We start from the raw sequence: 19,443 nt of genomic DNA, 5'->3' as shown, positions 1-19,443 counted from the left end.
TCCCAGGACTTCGGACGGGGCCGGCCCACCAACGGGCCGGGCCCCGCCGGCCGCCCTCAGGAACCCAGCCGCTCCGCCAGCTCCTCCGGGTCCGTCGTCGGCTGTTCGCAGGCGAAGCGCCGGCACACGTAGGCGGCGGGCCGGCCGTCGACCAGGGGGCGCGCCATGAGGAGCGGCACCTCGACGGCGTCGTCCTCCCCGGGGGCGCCCAGTGCCACCACCGTCCCGGGGGCGGTGCCCAGCAGTGCGGCGCGGTGCAGCGCGCGGGTGGCCGGGTCGTCCGGCGGGCCGACCACGGCGACCTCGCGCGGCCCGTCCAGCGCGGCCTCGGCGGCCGCCAGTCCCCAGCCGATGAAGCGCGGCGCCCGCCCGCCGAGGGCGGTGACGACGCCCAGGGCGCGCTCCGCGGCGTCCCGGTGGAGGGAGCTGCCGCTCAGCGCCGCGTACGAGAGCAGCGCCCCGGCCGCGGCGGTCCACCCGGAGGGCGTGGCGTTGTCGGTCGGGTCCTGAGGGCGGCGGATCAGCCGCTCGGCGTCGGCGGCGGTGTCGTAGAGCGTGCCGTCCGGGGCGGTGAACTGCACCAGGACGGTGTCCAGGAGGAAGCCCGCGAACTCCACCCAGACGCCCTCCCCGGTGACCGAGGACAGCGCCAGCAGTCCCTCGGCGACGTTGGCGTAGTCGTCCAGGACGCCGGAGTTGGTGCCGGGCGTGCCGTCCCGGGAGGTGCGGTGCAGCCGGGCCTGCCAGTCCATGTGGACGCGGATGAGCAGGTCGGCGGCGTCGGTGGCGGCCTGGACCAGGTCGGGTCGGTCGAAGTAGGCACCGGTCTCGGCGAGCGCGGCGATGGCCAGCCCGTTCCAGGAGGCGACGATCTTGTCGTCGCGCCCCGGGCGGGGGCGCTCCGCGCGCGCCGCGAGCAGCCGCTCCTTGACCGACGCCACCCGCGCGGCGTCGACCAGGCCACCGCTGTCGGGGAGTTGGAGGACGGAGGCGCCCTCCTCGAAGGTGCCCTCCTCGGTGACGCCGAAGTACAGGGCGGCGAACTCCGCGTCCCGGTCCCCCAGGGCGGCGCGCAGCTGCTCCGGTGTCCATGCGTAGTACGCGCCCTCGGCGTGCCGGCCCGTTCCGTCGTCGCTGTCGGCGTCCAGCGCGGAGGCGAAACCTCCCTGGTCGGTGCGGAGTTCGCGGACCATGAAGTCGGCGGTCTCCAGGGCGATCCGGCGGGCCAGGTCGGAGCCGGTGGCGCGCCACAGGTGGGCGTAGACGCGGCACAGCAGGGCGTTGTCGTAGAGCATCTTCTCGAAGTGCGGAACGACCCATTCCCGATCGACGGAATAGCGGGCGAAACCGCCGCCGAGCTGGTCGTAGATCCCGCCCCGGGCCATGGCCGCGCAGGTCGCCTCGACCATGTCCAGGGCGCCGACGGAGCCCGTCCGGGCGTGGTGGCGCAGCAGGAACTCCAGCACCATGGCCGGCGGGAACTTCGGCGCGTCGCCGAACCCGCCGTGCACCGCGTCGAAGGCCCGGGTCAGCCCCAACAGGGCGCCGGCCAGGTCCTCGGGGCGCGGCGGCCGCTGGTCGCCCTCGGCCAGCGACTCGGCCAGCGAGCGGCCCGAGAGGTCGGCGACGATCCGGCCGGCGACCTCGCCGACCTCGTCGCGCCGGTCGGCCCAGGCGCTGCGGACCCCTTCGAGCACCTGCCCGAAGGACGGCATGCCGTGCCGCGGCGCGGGCGGGAAGTAGGTGCCGAAGTAGAAGGGCTCGGCGTCGGGCGTGAGGAACACGGTCATCGGCCAGCCGCCCTGGCCCGTGGCGGCCTGCACCGCCTCCATGTAGACGGCGTCCACGTCCGGCCGCTCCTCGCGGTCGACCTTGACGGCCACGAAGTGCTCGTTCAGCAGCGCCGCGAGCTGCGGATCCTCGAAGCTCTCGTGCGCCATCACATGGCACCAGTGGCACGAAGAGTAGCCAACTGACAACAGAACGGGTACATCGCGCCGTCGCGCTTCCTCGAATGCCTCCGGCGTCCAGGGCCACCAGTCGACGGGATTGTCGGCGTGCTGAAGCAGATAAGGCGAGGTCACACCAGCCAACCGGTTCATACGACCCAGCCTCTCACAATGCCCAGCCCCGCCGGCGAGGCCCGCACAGGCTCTGCCTCGCTTGGCCGAGCTGGTGAACGTCGTTGGTGGCGTCGTACCAGCCGTCGGTGATGCGCTTGTCCTTCGTGCCGCCTGGGGGAGCTTGCCCACGAGACAGCGGACACCTACTTCGGGGACGGGGTCGCCTGCGACGGTAGCCACAGCAAGCGGAACGGGTCGATATCGAACATCTCCTGGCGCTCTTCCGAATCGGGCGCCCCGGCATCACAGGACAGTAGGCTGAGCCCAGCAGCGCTGGAACTTTCGAGGCTCCTCGAAGGAGGTAGATCATGACCGCCGAGATGGTGGCGCCCGCGTGGATGCATACGCAGATCAGCGCGGAGCAGTACGACTCCTGGTCCGAGGAGCAGTGTGCCGGCATTGAGATCGTGGACGGGATGGTCATTGTGAGCCCGAGCGCGTCCAAGCGGCACAACCGGCTGGCCCGAATCCTGGCCAATACCCTGGACGCCGTCGCAGGCCCGGACTGGAACGCCGACACCGACTTCGACGTCCGCCTGCAGGACATTCCACTCACCAACCGCCGTCCGGACGTCATCGTCTACCGGGCGGAGACCATTGATCTCACGCCCACCCGCCCCGAACATGTACTCCTGGTCGTCGAGGTCGTGTCGCCCGGCTCGGAAACCACCGACCGGATCGTGAAGGTGGACCAGTACGCCAAGGCCGGCATCCCCTTCTACTGGCGGGTCGAGCAGGCCGCCACCGGTGTCCCGATCATCTACACCTACGTTCTCGACCCCGCCACCAAGGCCTACAGGGACGGCGAGATGTTCACCGGCGTGATCAGGGCTGCCGCGCCCTTCTCCGTCACTGTCGACCTGGGAGCCCTCTGACAGCGCTGGAAGATCATTTACTCATGGCTGAGCACAAGGGAAAGCGGAATTTCCGGAAGCATCTGGAGGCTCTTTTCACTGCGGTTGGCTCCCCTAAACCAGCCGTCATCTCCTCTGCGAGCAGGGATCGCCTTGGGCGAACTTCCCTGTCCGTGCAGCGCATCAGCGATTGGCGAAGCGGAAAGCACGTACCGACAAATAAGCTCTTTCGAGAGTTTCTCCGTGCAGTCGACACCATGGCTCGGCAGCGAAACATCGTCCTCCCTGCCGCACTCGCCGACCCGGCAGTTTGGGATCGCTTACTGCGCGCGGCGCGGGCCAAGACTCTCACTCCGGCACAGGAAGAATCGCGTCACATCACGGTAGGGACGGTCCGGATCCCGATCCGCCCGGTGGCTGACGCCAAGCCCCTGGAACTGGGCGTACACCGAACGAGTCGCCTCGACGGTGCTCCTCCACTACCGACCTATGTGCCACGGGACGCGGACAGCACAGTCTCGGCTCAACTGGTAGAGGCCAGGGAGAACGGTGGCCTCGTCCTATTGGTCGGCGAGTCCACGGCCGGAAAATCACGGTGCGCCTTTGAGGCTGTCCGACGCGAACTGTCCGATCACTGGATCATTGCACCGCCTGCGGCAAGCGACCTGAGCCCCGTGCTATCGCATATATCCCTACCGAGGCCCGTCCGTCGGAAGTGGGTGCTCTGGCTGGATGACCTCGACCGCTTCCTCCTCCCTGGCGGCCTCGACCAAGGCATGTTGTCCGCGCTACTGGAGCAACGAGTTGTGGTCATGGCCACCATGCGTTCTGAGGTCTACCGCAATTATAGTGAGCGCGCATTGAGAAGAGGGTCGGAAGCTGGATTGGCGTCTGCGCGCCGCCTAGGATCCCGGGTCCTGAACCTCATCGAGCCCCTCGTACTGGAACGACAGTGGTCCGAGGCGGAAATGAGTAAGCTCCGCGCGCACCTAGCAAACCCGAACCCCGATATGCGTCTGGCTGATGCAGCCCGCCACCACGGCGTTCACGGAATCGCCGAATACCTCGCAGCCGGGCCGAGGCTGCTCGAAGAGTTCCTAACGACCAGACGTCAGCCGAAAGGCCATCCCCGTGGCGCGGCCTTGGTTCAGGCAGCCATCGACCTTGCGCGAGCAGGTATCTCCACTCCTCTGCCCGCTGAGACCCTGCTGGCATTGTCCACGTGTTATCTCAGTGCCGGGAACGCCTCCCGTCTCCAAGCCGAGAGCCCCGAGCAGGCTCTGATGTGGGCAACCGAGATCCAGTTCGGTGTAGCGGGAATGCTGGTTGCCACAGATACCGCAGAAGCCTGGCGGCCATTCGACTACCTCGTGGACGCCGCTGCCAGCGCCGTCGAAGCGGCGGACATTCCTGACGAGGTATGGGAGGCGGCAGTCACACACGCGAATGACGGCAGCGAGCTGCTGCCTGTCGGACGGTCTGCCTTCCGCTTCGGTCGCCTGGTGCTCGCCGAGCGCTGCTTCTCTCCACTGGCAGCCAGAGGTAACCATGCCGCTATGCACGACCTTGGGTTCGTGCAGCGCGAACGACGCCCAGAACACACCTGGTCCTCGTGGTACCGGACGGTGTCTGAGACAGGAACTCCATTGCAGGCCCGAGCCCTTGGTGCCCTGCACGAGATTGAAGGACGATGGGACGAAGCAGCGGCCTGCTACGAGAGGGCCGCAGCCCAGGGGGACGCCCTTGCCATGCGTCTCCGGGGTGTGATCGCCCAGCGGCGCCGGCAAAACCACGAAGCTCATGAGTGGTATGTCCGCGCGGCAGAGGGCGGAGATGCGGTAGCGACCGCATCTTTCAATGCACCAGGAATCTACCGGCCCGAAAAAGGCCACGAGCTAGGTTCGGAGACCTGGGACCCAGATGTCGACTGAGACGAGGAGGACGAAGAGCCATGGCGGATGACGCCCCGTACATCGCGCATCCTCAGCTGCAACCTGGAGACCCTCGCCGATATGGCTCATGACGAGTTGGATGAACTGGGTGACCAGCCAATCTCCCCGAACGGCTTTGGAATCTTCTTCGCACGCTTGCCGGCGTCCACATGGGGCCAGCCATGGCGTTGGCGGCGCAGGGTCCTAAGAGCCTTGGATGATCTCAACGAGGACATCACTCTCGGCCATTCCCCTGAACCACGCTGCACGGCAGAGGAACTGGCGCTCCACTTTGCTCTGCAGAGCGCTTCGGCAATGACATGTGATGAACCGGACCTGGTGGCTGAGTTCACTCAAGGGCTCCCCGAGCAGCAGGGCGACTACGACTGGCTCGTTTGTTCAGATCTGCTCTTTCAGGACCACGATGTACTTTTCCTCTACAACCCGATGATGCAAGGCTTGGAGCACCCCGACAACCCACTCAACCAGCACATGGGCATCGGAGATCTGCGTCCCGAAGGGTGGTTCGAGGAGTTCGGGAACGTGCCGCCTCGCGATCCGACCCGAGGGTTCATGCATTGACTCGACCTTGCTGGACCGTGTCGTCACGTGCTGATCTTGAGTGATAGATCACGGTCGGGTGCTACGTCGTCATGAACTGCATGAACTGTCCGATGTCGAGTGGATGTTCGCCCAGCAGCTGCTGGCCGAGTCCTGCGGGGTCGGAAGCGGTTTGACGACCAGGAGATGCCCGAGCGGTACGGACCAAGGACCACTCTGCACACCCGTTTCCGCCAGTAGGCCAAGGACGGCACCTTCGAGCAACCACTTCGGGCCGCGCAAACCGGGGCGGACGCGGCCGGTACATCGACTGGCTGGTGTCCGGTGGACCCCCGCCGTCGTAGACGTTCACCAGCATGCCGCCGGGGCTCGAAAGAGGGGCTCCGCGACCCAGCGCTGGGCCACTCCCGAGGCGGACTGACCACCAAGGTCCACCTGGCCTGCGATGCGCTGAGCCGTCAGCCCTCCTCGCCGTCACGGGCGGGAGCGCCAACGACTGCCGCGGTTCACCGCGGTGATGGAGGGGATAGGGATCCCACGGATCGGGCCGTGGCTCCGCGTACGGCTCGCTACGTCCTGAGCAACAAGGGCTGCACCTCCGGGGCCATTCGGACCTGGCTGCGACACCGAGACATCCCGCACACCGTTCCCGAGCGGGCCGACCAGATCCACAACCGGCTCCGGCGCGGTAGCAAGGGCGGCCGTCCGCCCCGCTACGACAAGAGAGTCGAGTCCTACCATGCAGCCATCGCTCTCGCCTCAGTCCCGATGTGGGCGTGACACGTGACGACAACTCCTAGTACGCATCCGGACCGGAAGTCCGGACACTATCTGCCTGACCAGGCACTTCAAGCACCCTGGCGCACAAGGCGCCTCGGAGTCCCGGCACCACGCAGCCTTGTATGAGCGTCAGCGCACCAGGCGGTGCGCCGTCACTCCGAAAGGGCTCTCATCGTGACCGTGGCACTGCTGTCCACCGTGATCTGCGCTGGTGCACTCACCCTCCAGCGCGCCATCTACCCGCTGACCCTTCTGGTCGGCTTCTTGTCAGCGCTGCGCGGCCTGAGTGCCCCCGAGCGGGTCTTGACCTTCCGTGCCTTTGCCCGAGCAGTTGCGGACGTGAGTAACCACCCCATGCGTGGTTCCGTACGATCGGCCCTGCGCTCTGCTTCAGCTCACCTGCATTGATGGGGCATGGAAGTGACCAGCGCGACGTCAGATGCAGGCAACTCGAAGGAACCTCAAGGGTCAGGCAAGATCGCTCTGCTCGACCGGTCGGCGCCACCACTCCGTGGATTTGAAGCACCCCATGAGCCAGTGCGCTTCCGCGCTGTTGAGGATGACACTGCCGATCATCGGGATGGGATCGAAGCGGAGCATTCCCTCCTGAACGCGCATGGGATCCCAGTCGAGATCATGATGAAGCAAGACCGCGAATGGCTCCCCACGCTGCTGCCAGAAGACCATGGGTTCGCCGTACTCGTTCTCGAAGGGTTTAACGATGTCGTTCGGAGTGAACTCGACGTCCGCCATGTCAGCCCAACGGCCAACCCCTTGACGTTCCCAAACCAGGAAGTTCCGCATGCTCTGCACGAAAGTCCCGATGGTGTCGTCATTCAGCACGGACTCCCGTGAGACGACAACAGACTTCAGCGTCTTGCGCAGCGCTTCGGCTCGGCGGAGTTGACGGGTCGCATTGGCCCAGAAGAGGCCTCCCCGCTCGGGATCATGGACTACGCAGAGCACCGGCAGGCTACCGTCGCGCCAGTTGCCCCCGTGACCCCCGACTCGGACGCGATGGCCCCTTCTGGTACGTGTCGAGACCCCACCCTTGACCTGCACGGCGATGGAGTCTGCTGTTCGCTCGCCGTTCTGCACGAAGGTGACGTGCAGGTCCTCACCGTGGTCGTTACCGCCGTCGACCTCCTGCACGATGTGCCCGTGGCGCTCCAGCAGCGCACGCACCTCATTCACGGCCATACGCCCAACGCGCCGGCTCTCAGGCACCTTCGGCATCCCGCCCCCTCTTGATCTTCGGGGACAAGGCTAGAACAGCCAACGACATACAAACAGCTTCCTAGCCAAGGACGGTACGTCCGGGAAGAACTTGTCTGTCGATCACCGTCTGACCGGCATGGAGAGGCTCGTGCGGCTGATCGCGGTGAGCCTGCGATCGCTGCTCCATGCCTGCCCGCTCCGTGCTCACGCCCTTGCACAACTACGAGACACGCGGAGGGTAGCGTCGGGCGCTCCTAGGCTGGATGCAAATCGGGAAGGAGAGCGGCTGCCGGGGACGGGCATCCATGCCTACAAGCTTGCGGGCAGTCTCCAGCAGGTCTTCTCCTGCGGCCTGTTCCGAGGTCAGGTCACTCCGGGTCGCCCGACTCTTAGATCGCCATGACGCTCGCCCACTTCTCCGTGAACCAGTCAGGTGAGGCGGCAAGCCGCTCCTGCGCCCAGGCATCGATCTTCACTTCGAGATCGTCACTATTGCCACTCCTGTCACCACTTCATGGCGTCGTACCTGGTAGGCGCTTTACGGGTTCAGTAAATGCATTGGCACCAGTGGCACGAGCTGTAGCCGACGCTGAGCAGTACCGGCACGCCGCGGCGGCGGGCCTCCTCGAACGCGTCGGTGGACCACGGCCACCAATCGACCGGGTTGTCGGCGTGCTGGAGCAGGTAGGGCGACTGCTCGTTGGCCAGTCGATTCATACCGGCATCGTCGCACAACTCGAGCGCGCTGATCAGTAGGGAGACGCCGAACCGATGCGGTTGGCCCGAAGCCCCGGCACCCGTGCTGGCCGGCGCGGTGGCCGCAGCACCGCGCCCTTCTCGGCGGGTGCCTGCACTCTGCGCGATCAGGCCCGGAAACGGAAAAAGACCCCCTGCTCATCGAGCAGGGGGTCCGTTTGGCCGGCTCGCCCCCCTTAGCGGCGGTGGCGGGCGGTCAGTTCCTCCAGTACCGGGACGAGGTCGGCAGGGGAGGGCGTCTCCTCCCACTCCCTGTGCAGCGCGGCGGCACCGTCCTGGAAGGACTGGTCCTCGAGCAGCCGGGTGAGCCCCTTCTGCAGGGCGTCCGCAGTGAACCGGTTGCTGTCGATCACCAGTCCGGCGCCGCTGTCGGCGACGTGCTTGGCGATGGTGGTCTCGCCCCAGAACAGCATCGGCGTGATCAGCTGCGGCACCCGGTGAGCCACCGAGGCCGCGAAAGTACCGCCGCCACCGTGGTAGACGACCGCCGAGCAGGTCGGCAGCAGGTAGTTGAGCGGTATGTACTCCACCAGGCGAACGTTGTCCGGCACCGCGGCGATGGAGTTCCGCTGCGCGGCGCCCACCGTGGCCACCAGCTCCACGTCCAGCTCGGCCACTGCCTCGACGACCTCGGCGAACGAGACACCGCTCTGCCGGAAGAGCTGGCGGCCGCGCCCGCCGACACCGAGGGTGAGGCAGACCCGCGGGCGCTCGGGCCGCTCGTTGACCCAACTGGGCACGGAGGCCGTCCCGTTGAAGGGAATCCGGCGCATCGAGACGAACGGCAGGTCGACCGGCAGCTGCATCCCCTTCGGCATGGGGTCGATGGTCCACTGCCCGAGCAGCAACTCCTCCTCGTACTCCAGACCGTAGGGCGTCAGCATGCCCTCCATCAGGGCGTGTACCGGGTCCTCCAGCGGCTGCGCCCCCCGCGCCGCCAGGTGCTCCCGAGACCGCGCGCGCAGCCAGCCGATGTTGTCGCGGCCCCACAGCATGCGGGCCTGGGCCGCGCCGCTGACCCGCGCGGCCACCGCGGCCGGAACGCAGAACTGGTCCCACACCACCAGGTCCGGCTTCCAACCGCGGGTGAAGTCAACCAAGTCGGGCAGGACCTGGCGGTAGAGCGACAGGACCTTGCACATCTTCTCCCACTGCTCCTCCCAGCCGGAGGTATCCGCGGTGTCCAGGAACAGGGCGTCGTCAAGGCTGTCGGTCAGGTCGGGATTCGCGTTGAACTCGACCACTGAGGCGAGCTTGTCGCGGGAGCCGAGAGGCACGGCCGCGAGGCCCGCGCTGGTGACGAGGTCCACGGCGTCGGGATGGATGGCCACCCGTACCTCGTGGCCGGCGTTCTGCAGGGCCCAGGCCAGCGGAACGATCGGGTGCACATGTGCGGTGGCGGGAAAGACGGCGAACAGAACACGCATGGGTGCTTCTCCGTTGGGGGTGTCGTGCAGGGAGGGCCGCAGGCCGCCTCACCCGGCAACGGGCGGACGAACCGGCGGTGGAGGGGCGGAGCGCAGTGGCTCGGGGCCGGGCGGGCTCACGCGGCCGCGAGGAGCGCGGTGAGTGAGGCGTCCAGGTCCCGGCGCGGTTCCCAGCCCAACAGCCGCCGCGCCAGGGAGATGTCCAGCATCTGGCAGTCCACGTCACTGCGGGAGGTGTCCGTCCGGGCACGCTCGACCAGCCGGACCGGCAGTTCGCTGAGGTGGATCAACCGCTCTGCCACTCGGCGCGCGCTGACCGCCGCTCCGCTGCCGATGTTGATGACGCGCCCCGACACGTCGGCCCGTGGCGCGCGCGCCACGGCAAGTATGGCGTCGGCGACATCGCGTACGTCGACGAAGTCACGCTCCGCGCTCAGTGGGCCGAGGACCAGTTCGCTGCCGGCGGCGTCGCCGTCCCGGGCGAACCGCTTCAGGTGCGCCGCGATGTCGCCGAGGAGACTGCCGGCCGGCAAGCCCGGGCCGATGATGTTGGCTATCCGCAGCACGACGCCGTTCAGCTCGGATGTGCCGGCCGCGTCCAGTACGCGGCGTGCCGCCTCCAGTTTCGAGCGGCCGTAGTCGTTGACCGGAGCTGGTGTCCGCTCCTCGGTGATACCGGCGTCCCTGCTGCCGGGGCCGTACTCGTGGACGCTGCCGAGCTGGATCAGCAGGGGCCGGTGCGGCAGCTTCCGCACCGCCGCCACCAGGGCGGACACCAACTCCGTGTTGGCTCCCCACATCTGCTGGCCTGTCATCTTCCAGTAGCCGCCGGCGGCATTGACGATCACATCCGCCCCGGTGTCGGCGAGCATCGCGCCGAGTTCCGCGGGTCCGTCCGCGAGCAGGTCGAAGGCGATGGAGCGCTCGCCCTCCGGATCGTCGACGCCGGCGCCGCCGGGCAGGGTCCGGGAGACGCTGACGACCCGGGCGCCCGACGACCGGAAGGCTGCGCGCAGGTTCCGGCCCACGAAACCGCTGCCTCCCAGTACCCCCACGCAAGGCTGCTCATGTGTCATGTCGAGATCTCCACACGCATGTGATCGCCCCCGATGACGCGGTGTTCCGGCGAGTGCCGGCCGCTGGGGCAGGCAACCGCCGGCTGTCCCGCTTCCCGAACGTGGCGACAGGGAGGGCATACGGGCAGGACGCTTCTTCTCCGACCACCTGCGCGGTGGACGCGTCGGCCACGGCGACTGGATCGACTGGATCCTGGGGAAGCAGGGTGTCGCCGCGGTGGAGCACGGAGTTGTCTTCGCCAGGGAAGGCGCGCGTGGAGGACGGCGCGTGGGCAGGACCGCGCGGAGAGCCTCGGGAACGCAGATGATGCGCCGGCGCGCCGCCGTTGTCCGTGCCGCCCGGCACCACACTGCTGACGGTGCTCCGCGGGGCGCCCAGGCGCCGGGAGAAGTCCGGCACGAGCTGTTCCGGGACGCCCTTGACCACCGCGCCCGCAGGGTTGACCAGGACGTCCGGGCCCCGGCTCGGCACCGTGCCCCATGCTGCCTTTGAGAGCTTGCCCATGATGTCTCCCCTGTCGGTGGTGAACGGTGTGCCCGGCCGGCTCGCGGGCCCCGGCGGCGCCGCGGCCGGCGATCGCGGCGCTCTCCACTCCGGTCCGCGCCGCCTTCGCGCGGGCAGCATGCGGCGCCGTCCGAGGGATCGGTGGGAGGGCGATCAGGCCGCCGTGGAGGGATCAGCCGTCGCGATGAAGGCGTCGAGCACCCGCCGGTAGTAGCCGGGGCCGAAGCCCATGGCCGCCGTCTCCGGGACGAGGGCGCGCAACTTCTCGGTGGAGATGACGTGATGGGCGCCCGCCTCCTCGTACCGGCGGCGGACCGACAGACCCAGTCGGGTCTCAAGGTGGTCGACGATCCGCTCCACCGGTACGGCCGTACCGGAGGCCACGTTGACGGTCTCGCCGCAGAGCCCCTGGGCGAGCAGCCGGTCGATGACGGTGACCACGTCGCGGACGTCGATCAGGTCACGGGCGGCGGCGCGCTGGATGCGCACCGCGCCCTTGCGCATCTGCTGGATGAGGGCGGGGATCAGCTGGTGCGGGGGCTGTCCGGTGCCGACGAGGTGCCCCAGACGCAGGATCAGGTGGTCGGCACCGGAGTCCTGCAACTGGCGTTCCAGCGCGAGCTTGTGTGCACCGTACGGGGTGCAGGGGGTGATCGGGCTGTCCTCCCGGCCGGGCCCGTCCACCGCGCCGTACATGCCGGTGGCCGCGGTGGAGAAGAAGAGCAGCCGGCGCCCGGTGGCACGGCACCGGTCCGCGGCCTGTGTCAGCAGTGCGGCCTCCCGGGCGAAGTCGGCGTCCGAAGTGCCGCTGGCCCAGGAGACGCCCGCCGCCATGGCGACCGTGCCCGGGTGGCGGTGCGCGAGAGGGCTCAGGTTCCGGGCGAGGAATCCGTTGCCCAAGATCTCCATGGTCATCCGCGGGCCTCCACGAATTCCTTCATCGACGATGATGACGTAGTCCAACATTCGATCGACCAGGGCCTGGGTGCACGCTGCCCCGGGAGCTGCACTCGGTGACGGTGCCGCTGTCGGCGAGGGTTCCCACGCCCGGTGCGGCCCGGCGCCGCCGGCCGGAGCCACGGGAGGAGGGGCCTCACGTCTGCGAACCGCCTCCCCGCGTGGTGCCCTTCCACCAGGCGGGGTTGTCCCTGTACCAGGCCACGGTGTCGGCGAGCCCCTGCTCGAAGGTGATCCGCGGGGCGTAGCCGAGCTCCTCGCGGATCTTCGTCTCGTCGAGGGAGTAGCGCAGGTCGTGCCCCTTGCGGTCGGCGACCCGGCGGACCCTGGACCAGTCCGAGCCGGTCAGCGCGAGCAGGCGTTCGGTGATGGCCCGGTTGGTCTGCTCGTTGCCGCCGCCGATGTTGTAGATCTCACCGGCCCGGCCCTTGTTCAGCACGAGGTCGATCGCACGGCAGTGGTCGTCCACATGGAGCCACTCGCGGATGTTGCCGCCGTCGCCGTAGAGCGGCACCTGCTTTCCTTCGAGCAGATTGGTGACGAACAGCGGGATGAGTTTCTCGGGGTGCTGGTACGGACCGTAGTTGTTGGAACAGCGGGTGATCGAGACGTTCAGCCCGTGGGTGCGCCAGTACGACCGCGCCAGCAGGTCCGATGCCGCCTTGGAGGCGGAGTACGGGGAGTTGGGCTCGAGCCGCCAGTCCTCCGTCCAGGACCCCTCGTCTATGGACCCGTAGACCTCGTCGGTGGAGACGTGGACGACGCGCTGCACACCGCTGGCGAGGACCGCGTCGAGCAGCCGCTGTGTGCCGGTCACATTGGTGTGGACGAACTCCTCGGCCGCTTCCAGGGAGCGGTCCACGTGCGACTCCGCGGCGAAGTGGACCACCGCGTCGTGGCCGGGCAGCAGTCGGCGCAGCAGATCGCTGTCGCAGATGTCGCCGCGGACGAAGGTCAGGCGCGGGTGCGTCTCGGGGAGGTTCGCGCGGTTCCCGGCATAGGTGAGCTTGTCCAGGACAGTGACATGCGCACCCTCCCACTCCGGGTAGCCTCCGCCGAGAAGCGTGCGCACATAGTGCGAGCCGATGAAACCGGCGCCGCCGGTGACCAGGATCTTCCTCATGCCGCTGCCTCGATTCGCATACGGTCACCGGCGACAGGCCGGTGGTGGGGGTGCTGGAGCCTGAGCGGCGGCGGGTCAGTTCTCCCCCCACTCCAGATAGATGATCGGGGATTCACGGTGGGGCAGCTGGCGCAGTTTCGCGTTGCCGAGCTCCATGAATTCGGCCAGCGCCTTGGTCTCGCCGGGCCATTTGGGGTGGGCAAGTTCATCGAATGCCAGAATGCTTCCCTTGACCATGTGCGGCCGGATGGCGTGAAGGATCTCCAGCGTGGGCTCATACAGATCGACATCGATGTAAGCCAGGGCGATGACCGTCTCCGGATTCTCTTCCAGATACTGGGGAAGCGTACTGCGGACATCCCCCTGCACCACGAAGCTGCGCTGGGTGTGGCCATAGGGTTCGCCCAGTTCGTGCGCGGCGAGCACTGCACGAAGGTGATCCACTTCGCCCTCGGGCACAGCGAACCGGCCGGCGACCGCGCTGGGCGTCGCACGGTCGATGTCAGCGATATCGGGAAATCCCGTAAAGGTGTCGAAGCCGACCACGCGACGGAGCGAGTTATAGGGCTCGTAGATGCTGCGAAGGGCAGTGAAGGAGGCGAGGTGGCGCCCGTGGAGAACGCCGAACTCCATGATCACCCCTGGCACATCGGTGACCATCCGGTACAGCGCGTCCATGGCCAGCAGGTCGGCCAGTTGATGGCGACGCAGGTACACCGGGAGGTTGTCGATCAGGTACTCGGGCGGGATCGGCGTCTCGGCCAGGAGCTTGGTGAGGCGCAGGCGTGATTCCCGTTCCTGCTCCGACTCGTGCGGCACGACCTTGGGGTCCTTGTAGTCACTGTTCATCGTGCTCTTCCTCTCTCGTTCTCTCTCGTTCTTCGCTCGGTTTCTGATGGCCGAAGAGCCGCGAAGCCGTGCGGGCTTGCGGGCCATGGCGTGGTGGTGAGAGGGCGTCAGCCCGTTGTCAGGCCGTTCGCAGGAGCGCGGCGGTCGCCGCTGCGACGTGGTGGCTCGCCGCGGGCCCCCTCGACAAGGCCGATGGGACGAGCCCCGTATCCGGTGCCGGCCGGCTTCCAGAAGCGAGTCGTGGGTGCCCGTGTCGAGCCGGACGCATCCGCTCCCCGGCGAGGATGACGCCTTTCATGAGCGGGGTCCGGTCAGTCCCTGATCCGCCCCTGAGCGGTGCCCAGTTGGGCCTCCAGTTCCAGGCAGAGCTCGTAGTCGGGGAGCAGCCCGCGCTCCGCGGCCTCGGCGAGGGTGGGGGCGGCGGCGTCCCGCTCGGAGAGGATCGGGTCGATGTCTTCGGGGATCGGCAGGCCGAGCGCCGGATCGAGTGGCGAGAGGGCCAGCTCCTGCTCCGCGACGTACGGGGCCGAGGTCAGGTACGACATGACGGTGTGGTCGGTGAGCGCCACGAAGGCGTGACCGACGCCGATCGGCAGGTACACGGCACGGAAGCCGGACTGGTCCAGGAGGACGGCCTCCCACTTGCCGAACGTGGGCGAGCCGCGCCGGATGTCCACGGTGAAGTCCAGGCTCCGCCCGCTCGCGCAGTAGACGTACTTGGCGGCGCCCGGAGGTGCGACGGTGTAGTGAATGCCCCGGACGACGCCTCGTCGGGACAGGCTGTGGTTGCCCTGGGCGACCGCGAACAGCGGTCCCCCTCTGGCGGTTTCGAAGACCGACTGCTGAAAAGGAGCGACGAACACGCCGCGTTCGTCGGAGAACGTCCGCGAGGTGAATTCCAGCGCGCCCTGCACAGCGAGCTTTCGCGCTTCCATGTATCCCTCCGAACAGGAGTTAAATGGGCAAGGAACATCTTCCGTGCATCACACGGCGGAGCCGGGGCATCGGTGGAGAAAGAAGTGATCAGGCGGGCCGCGCGGGCCTGGCACGGGATCGCGGACAACCGAAGCGCACGCGAGGTGAACAACCTCTCTGCGGGCACCTGGGATTCATCGAAGATGAGGTAATGCGAACCCCAAAGGGAATCTATCTTCGGCCCTGTTCGACGTCAACACCGCCACTTCAGGGCTCTTACAAGAAATGAGCGTTTTCCATCCTCACTCCGAGCTGGTCAGATGAAGGGCGAGGACGGCCTGCACGAGTTTGGTGATCCGGGTGGTCGAGCACCGCAGTTCGCGAAGGAGCCGCCACGACTTGAGCGTTGCGACGGCCCGCTCAACGAGCGCTCGGATCTTCGCGTGGGACCGGTTCGCCGCCTTCTGGCCCGCGGAAGGGGTCTCCCGTCGGCCCCGGCACGGGATACGGACCGTGCCGCCGGCGCCCCGGTGGCCTCTGTCGGCCCAGCACTTGACCCCGGACTCGGCCACGGCATCGGCCCGTGTTCACGGGATGCTGGTCGAAAACCCATCCGCCAGGGGCTTCGCCACGTTGTCAGCCCAACAGCCGGACTGGAGCGACCGGTTGGAAAGGGCTCGATGTCGAAGGAACGTTCAGCGGTGCGCCAGATCCGCCAGCGCTGCCACCATCCGGTTCGGCGACGGCATGGCCGTGATCTCGTCGCGGAGCGCCTGTGCGCGGGTGGCGTAGGAGACGTCCGAGACGGCCTCGCGGCATGCCGCACCGACGGCGTCGGGCGCGTCCTCTCCGGTCTTCAGCGTCACGGCCGCGCCGTAGCCGGCCAGGCGCTCGGCCGCGTCGGCGAGCATCTCCGCGCCCGGGACGATGACTTGGGGCGTCCCGGCGTACATGCCCGTCAGGCTGGTCACGCCGCCCCCGTGGTGCACGAGCAGATCACACGTCGGGGCCACGACGTCCAGGGGGAACCACCCGGCGCGCACATCGCCGCAGGTCTCGCGCAGGTCGGCGGCGAGGCCGTCGGGAGCGGCGATCAGGACTTCGGCGTCGAGCGGGGCCAGCTCGGCCACCGTACGCGTCAGGAACCCGAAGAGCTTGTGGTGGCCGTCGCGGGTCACCTGGCTGCCGGCGGTGAGGCAGATCCGGCGGCGGTCCCCACGGGTATACATCCACGGTTCGAGCTGCCGTTGACGATTCGCGGGGACGTACCGCATCGGTGATGCCGGGCGGGCGGCGGCGGGCCGCAGACTGGGCGGGCACACGTCGATGAACAGGTCGGGCTCGGGGAGGTGCGCCAGTCCCAGCTCGCTCAGCTCGGGTTGGAGTTCCTCGTCGGCGCCGGGGTGCACATGCGTCGCGTCGATCGCGTCCCACGCCAGCCGCACCCACGGGACCCCGAGATGCCGCGCCAGCAGCGGTGCCGCGTACGTCATGGTCCCGCCGACGACGACATCGGGGCGCCACGCCGCCGTGAACTCCTTGAGGACGCCCAGGCTCGCGGCGGCCATACGGCCGAACCAGCGGCCGGTGAACACGCCCTGCTCGGCCACCCCGGCGTCGAGTGGCGGAGGCACCGGCCGCCCCTGCCGGTCCTGGGAGATGAAGTGCCGGATCGGCAGGTCGGTCGTCGAGACCGCCGGGATCGCCGCCGCCTCGGTGGCGGACATCAGGTCGCTGTTGGCCGCCATGAAGATCTCGTGGCCCGCGCCGCGCAGGGCCGTGGCGAGCGGGGCCAGCGAGAACACGGTCGCCTGGCCGCCGCCGGTGACGAAGAGAACCCTCATCGACATGTCTCCCTAACGTGAGCGGGTTGCCAGGTCCTCGAGTACGCCGACCACTTCGCTCGGGGACGGCATGGCGGCGATCTCCCGGCCGAGCGCCTGGGACCTGTCCTTGTAAGCCGAGTCCTCGATGAGTGTCTGGAGGGCCTTCGCGACGCTGTCGGGGGTGACCTCGTCGGGCAGCAGGTTGATCGCGGCACCGTAGTCGGCGACGAGTTGCGCGGCGCGGCGGACCTTCTTCTCCTGGGGCAGGAGCAGTTGCGGCACTCCCGAGATCATCGCGGTCTGTCCGGTGAGGCCGCCGGCGTGGTGCACGATGAGGTCGCAGGTCGGCATCAGCACGTCCAGCGGAATCCAACCCGCCCGGATGCCGTCGCACTGGTTGCGCAGTTCGGCGGCGACCTCCTCCGGCGCGGGGATGACGATCTCGGCGTCGAGGACGGCGAGGCTGTCCACCATGCTCCGGATGAGCTCGAAGTTGTTGTCCCGGGCGGCCATGCTTCCGCCTGTCACACACACCCTGCGCCGCTCGCCGCGGGTGTACATCCACGGTTCGACGGGGTTCTGGGAGTTGATGGGGACCCACCGGACCTGTTGGGCGGGGGCGGCGCCGGCCCACCGGACTCCGGGCGGGCAGTTGTCGATCAGCAGATCGGGCTGCGGGATGCCGTCCAGGCCCAACTGCCTTAGTTCTGGCTGGAGTTCGCCCTCGCTGCCCACGTGGATGCCCACGGTGTCCAGCGCGGCCCAGGTGTGCCGCACCCACGGCACCGACAGTTCGTGGGCCAGGAGCGCCGCCGCGTAGGCGTGCGGGCCTCCGATCACGATGTCCGGGCGCCAGCCGGCCGCCACCTCCCGCAGCTGTACCAGGCTTTCCGCCGCCACACGTCCGAACCAGCGGCCCGTGTACTGGATGAACTCGGGGTGGTCCACGTCGTCCGGGACGATCTCCCGCTCGCCGGAGCGCCGCGTGGCCTTGATGTCGGCTATCGGACTGGTGGTGGCGGCGATGGCGGGCAGGCCGAGCCCCGCCACCACCGATGTCCGCTCCTTCAGTGTCGACATGAAAACCTGGTGCCCCTCATCACGTGCCGCGGTCGCGAGCGGGGCGAGAGCGAACGCGTTGGACGGGGTGGGGCCCGCGACGAACAGCATCTTCATGGGCGAACCGTTCTCTTCTCGTCTTGTCGGGGGGCTGCTTCCCGAAGGGGAAGTGCTGGTCAGGTGAGCAGGTGCCCAGCCAGGTGCGCGAGGGCCAGGAGCCCGCGCCTGCCGGCGAGTTCACACCGCCGGCAAGGCGAAGTTCCTTCGTGAACCACGAGCGGCGTACTGACGCGCCATTCAGCTGTGGGCGCGGGAGAGCGCGAGCTGCTCCAGATCGGAGGCGATCTGCGCGGGGGACGGCATGCCCTCCATTTCCGTGCGCAGGGACCCGGCCGCCTCGGCGTACCGGGGATCTGTGAGCAGCTGTGTCAGCGCCTCGCGGAGAAGCCCCGCATCGTCTTGGGCGGTCACGGTGTCGAAGCTGATTCCCGCGCCGGTGGCCGCCAGGCGGTCGCCGTGCGCGAAACAATCGGCCATCTGCGGAAGTACGAGCTGCGGCAGCCCGAAGAGGGTGGCGGTCATGGTGGTGGCCGCACCGCCATGGGTGATGATGGCGTCGCAGGAGCCGAGGAGCAGATGGAGCGGGACAGGGTCGACCATCCGCACGTTGGCCGGCACCGGACCGATGCGCTCCCGGTACTCCGCGCCGACGGTGGCGATCAGTTCGACGTCCGCCATCTCCGCGAACGAGCGCAGCAGCGCCCGCACGAAGGGCACCCCGTTGTAGACCAGGGTTCTTCTGCCGAGGGAGACGGCGACCCGCTTGGAGCGCGAGTCTCGCCGGTCCCACTCCGCACGCAGCCAGGAAGGCAGCATCTCGCTGCCGTTGAACGGCACATATCGCACCGGGGTCTCGGGCTTCAGTTCCGGGAGCTGTAGTGCGCCGGGGCAGGAATCAAGGACCACCGTGGGCTCAGGGAGAGTTTCCAGGCCCAGCGACCGGCAGGTCCCGCGCAGTTCTTCCCTGGCCGCGGGGAGCCGGGGCGTGCCGATCGGATCGACACCCCAACGATGGTGAACGACCGGGACGCTCAGCAAGGCTCCCAGAACGAGTGCGCTGTACTCCAGCGGATCGGAAATGATCAGTTCCGGACGGAAGGAGCGGGCAAAACCCAGGTAGTCCTCCACCATGGATTTCGCATGCTCGATCCACACACCTCCGAAGCCGCCCTTCGTGCCGCGCGGCCGGGATTCCAGTGGGCGTTTCCCTGGTGCCAGGTCACTGAGCACCATCTGTTCGGTGTCGAACGGTTCGCCGAGACTCACGAAGTTCAGCCCTGCCGTACGGGCCGGTTCCGCGCTGTCGGGTCTCCCCAGGACGAGCACCTCGTGGCCCGCGGTACGGAGAGCCCAGGCGACCGGCACCAAAGTCGCCAGGTGGCTTGGGTCAGGAGTCGTCATCACCAGGACGCGCATGCAGGTC

16 protein-coding genes and 2 pseudogenes are annotated in these 19,443 nt (G+C 68.2%); 5 read left to right on the top strand and 13 right to left on the bottom strand.

Going from position 1 to position 19,443, the window contains the following annotated elements:
- Positions 1 to 56: 56 nt before the first annotated feature.
- Positions 57 to 2,102 carry a thioredoxin domain-containing protein gene (locus tag K2224_RS11155; protein WP_221906409.1) on the bottom strand — a complete coding sequence of 682 codons (2,046 nt, stop codon included), beginning with the start codon at positions 2,100 to 2,102 and terminating at the stop codon, positions 57 to 59.
- 329 nt (positions 2,103 to 2,431) lie between these two features.
- Here K2224_RS11155 and K2224_RS11150 point away from each other — a divergent pair, with 329 nt between their 5' ends.
- The 5 genes from K2224_RS11150 (at position 2,432) to K2224_RS11130 (ending at position 6,657) form a co-directional block, all read left to right on the top strand.
- Complete coding sequence (locus K2224_RS11150; RefSeq protein WP_221906408.1) at positions 2,432 to 2,998, top strand: Uma2 family endonuclease; 567 nt, start codon at positions 2,432 to 2,434, stop codon at positions 2,996 to 2,998.
- Between the two features lie 698 nt (positions 2,999 to 3,696).
- A complete protein-coding gene (locus K2224_RS11145) occupies positions 3,697 to 4,908 on the top strand; it encodes a hypothetical protein (RefSeq protein WP_221906407.1) in 1,212 nt (403 codons plus the stop codon).
- Between the two features lie 81 nt (positions 4,909 to 4,989).
- Positions 4,990 to 5,490, top strand: coding sequence for a hypothetical protein (locus tag K2224_RS11140; RefSeq protein WP_221906406.1), 501 nt, complete (start codon positions 4,990 to 4,992; stop codon positions 5,488 to 5,490).
- A 528-nt stretch (positions 5,491 to 6,018) separates the two neighbouring features.
- Positions 6,019 to 6,249 (top strand): hypothetical protein, encoded by a 231-nt coding sequence (locus K2224_RS11135; protein ID WP_221906405.1) that lies wholly within the window; start codon positions 6,019 to 6,021, stop codon positions 6,247 to 6,249.
- Between the two features lie 180 nt (positions 6,250 to 6,429).
- The gene (locus K2224_RS11130) at positions 6,430 to 6,657 is read left to right on the top strand and encodes a hypothetical protein (protein WP_221906404.1); all 228 of its coding nucleotides are present in this window, start codon (positions 6,430 to 6,432) and stop codon (positions 6,655 to 6,657) included.
- A 60-nt stretch (positions 6,658 to 6,717) separates the two neighbouring features.
- On the opposite strand, the gene K2224_RS11125 is transcribed toward K2224_RS11130, so the two are convergent.
- From K2224_RS11125 to K2224_RS11070, 12 genes and pseudogenes are all read right to left on the bottom strand, one after another.
- Complete coding sequence (locus K2224_RS11125; protein WP_221906403.1) at positions 6,718 to 7,449, bottom strand: DUF4365 domain-containing protein; 732 nt, start codon at positions 7,447 to 7,449, stop codon at positions 6,718 to 6,720.
- Between the two features lie 579 nt (positions 7,450 to 8,028).
- Positions 8,029 to 8,184, bottom strand: a pseudogene (locus K2224_RS11120) (DUF255 domain-containing protein); the annotation flags it as partial.
- Positions 8,185 to 8,399: 215 nt separating this feature from the next.
- The gene (locus K2224_RS11115) at positions 8,400 to 9,650 is read right to left on the bottom strand and encodes an activator-dependent family glycosyltransferase (protein WP_221906402.1); all 1,251 of its coding nucleotides are present in this window, start codon (positions 9,648 to 9,650) and stop codon (positions 8,400 to 8,402) included.
- A 116-nt stretch (positions 9,651 to 9,766) separates the two neighbouring features.
- Positions 9,767 to 10,726, bottom strand: coding sequence for an NAD(P)-dependent oxidoreductase (locus tag K2224_RS11110; RefSeq protein ID WP_221906401.1), 960 nt, complete (start codon positions 10,724 to 10,726; stop codon positions 9,767 to 9,769).
- Positions 10,727 to 11,384: 658 nt separating this feature from the next.
- Complete coding sequence (locus K2224_RS11105; RefSeq protein ID WP_260692516.1) at positions 11,385 to 12,146, bottom strand: NAD(P)-dependent oxidoreductase; 762 nt, start codon at positions 12,144 to 12,146, stop codon at positions 11,385 to 11,387.
- 178 nt (positions 12,147 to 12,324) lie between these two features.
- Positions 12,325 to 13,311: a dTDP-glucose 4,6-dehydratase gene (gene rfbB, locus K2224_RS11100; RefSeq protein WP_221906400.1), complete on the bottom strand. Its 987-nt coding sequence runs from the start codon at positions 13,309 to 13,311 to the stop codon at positions 12,325 to 12,327.
- Positions 13,312 to 13,386: 75 nt separating this feature from the next.
- Complete coding sequence (locus K2224_RS11095) at positions 13,387 to 14,160, bottom strand: class I SAM-dependent methyltransferase (RefSeq protein WP_221906399.1); 774 nt, start codon at positions 14,158 to 14,160, stop codon at positions 13,387 to 13,389.
- A 311-nt stretch (positions 14,161 to 14,471) separates the two neighbouring features.
- Entirely contained in the window at positions 14,472 to 15,095 is a 624-nt protein-coding gene (locus K2224_RS11090) for a dTDP-4-dehydrorhamnose 3,5-epimerase family protein (RefSeq protein ID WP_221906398.1), read from the bottom strand.
- Between the two features lie 282 nt (positions 15,096 to 15,377).
- Positions 15,378 to 15,632: pseudogene (locus K2224_RS11085) on the bottom strand (transposase family protein); the annotation flags it as partial.
- Between the two features lie 138 nt (positions 15,633 to 15,770).
- Positions 15,771 to 16,925, bottom strand: a complete 1,155-nt coding sequence (locus K2224_RS11080) for a nucleotide disphospho-sugar-binding domain-containing protein (protein WP_260692514.1) — start codon at positions 16,923 to 16,925, stop codon at positions 15,771 to 15,773.
- A gap of 6 nt (positions 16,926 to 16,931) precedes the next feature.
- On the bottom strand, positions 16,932 to 18,077 hold the full coding sequence (locus K2224_RS11075; RefSeq protein ID WP_221906397.1) for a nucleotide disphospho-sugar-binding domain-containing protein: 1,146 nt from the start codon (positions 18,075 to 18,077) through the stop codon (positions 16,932 to 16,934).
- A 180-nt stretch (positions 18,078 to 18,257) separates the two neighbouring features.
- Positions 18,258 to 19,436, bottom strand: coding sequence for a nucleotide disphospho-sugar-binding domain-containing protein (locus K2224_RS11070; protein ID WP_221906396.1), 1,179 nt, complete (start codon positions 19,434 to 19,436; stop codon positions 18,258 to 18,260).
- Positions 19,437 to 19,443 lie beyond the last annotated feature (7 nt).

Source organism: Streptomyces sp. BHT-5-2, assembly GCF_019774615.1.
In the GTDB taxonomy this organism is placed as follows: domain Bacteria; phylum Actinomycetota; class Actinomycetes; order Streptomycetales; family Streptomycetaceae; genus Streptomyces.
This window is presented reverse-complemented; position numbering and strand designations above follow the sequence as displayed.

Bases quoted from the DNA above. Each gene is read 5' to 3' on its own strand.
- K2224_RS11155 (WP_221906409.1), bottom strand. From the start codon at position 2,102: ATGAACCGGTTGGCTGGTGTGACCTCGCCTTATCTGCTTCAGCACGCC.
- K2224_RS11150 (WP_221906408.1), top strand. From the start codon at position 2,432: ATGACCGCCGAGATGGTGGCGCCCGCGTGGATGCATACGCAGATCAGC.
- K2224_RS11140 (WP_221906406.1), top strand. From the start codon at position 4,990: ATGGCTCATGACGAGTTGGATGAACTGGGTGACCAGCCAATCTCCCCG.
- K2224_RS11125 (WP_221906403.1), bottom strand. From the start codon at position 7,449: ATGGCCGTGAATGAGGTGCGTGCGCTGCTGGAGCGCCACGGGCACATC.
- K2224_RS11115 (WP_221906402.1), bottom strand. From the start codon at position 9,650: ATGCGTGTTCTGTTCGCCGTCTTTCCCGCCACCGCACATGTGCACCCG.
- K2224_RS11110 (WP_221906401.1), bottom strand. From the start codon at position 10,726: ATGACACATGAGCAGCCTTGCGTGGGGGTACTGGGAGGCAGCGGTTTC.
- K2224_RS11105 (WP_260692516.1), bottom strand. From the start codon at position 12,146: ATGACCATGGAGATCTTGGGCAACGGATTCCTCGCCCGGAACCTGAGC.
- rfbB (WP_221906400.1), bottom strand. From the start codon at position 13,311: ATGAGGAAGATCCTGGTCACCGGCGGCGCCGGTTTCATCGGCTCGCAC.
- K2224_RS11095 (WP_221906399.1), bottom strand. From the start codon at position 14,160: ATGAACAGTGACTACAAGGACCCCAAGGTCGTGCCGCACGAGTCGGAG.
- K2224_RS11090 (WP_221906398.1), bottom strand. From the start codon at position 15,095: ATGGAAGCGCGAAAGCTCGCTGTGCAGGGCGCGCTGGAATTCACCTCG.
- K2224_RS11080 (WP_260692514.1), bottom strand. From the start codon at position 16,925: ATGTCGATGAGGGTTCTCTTCGTCACCGGCGGCGGCCAGGCGACCGTG.
- K2224_RS11075 (WP_221906397.1), bottom strand. From the start codon at position 18,077: ATGAAGATGCTGTTCGTCGCGGGCCCCACCCCGTCCAACGCGTTCGCT.
- K2224_RS11070 (WP_221906396.1), bottom strand. From the start codon at position 19,436: ATGCGCGTCCTGGTGATGACGACTCCTGACCCAAGCCACCTGGCGACT.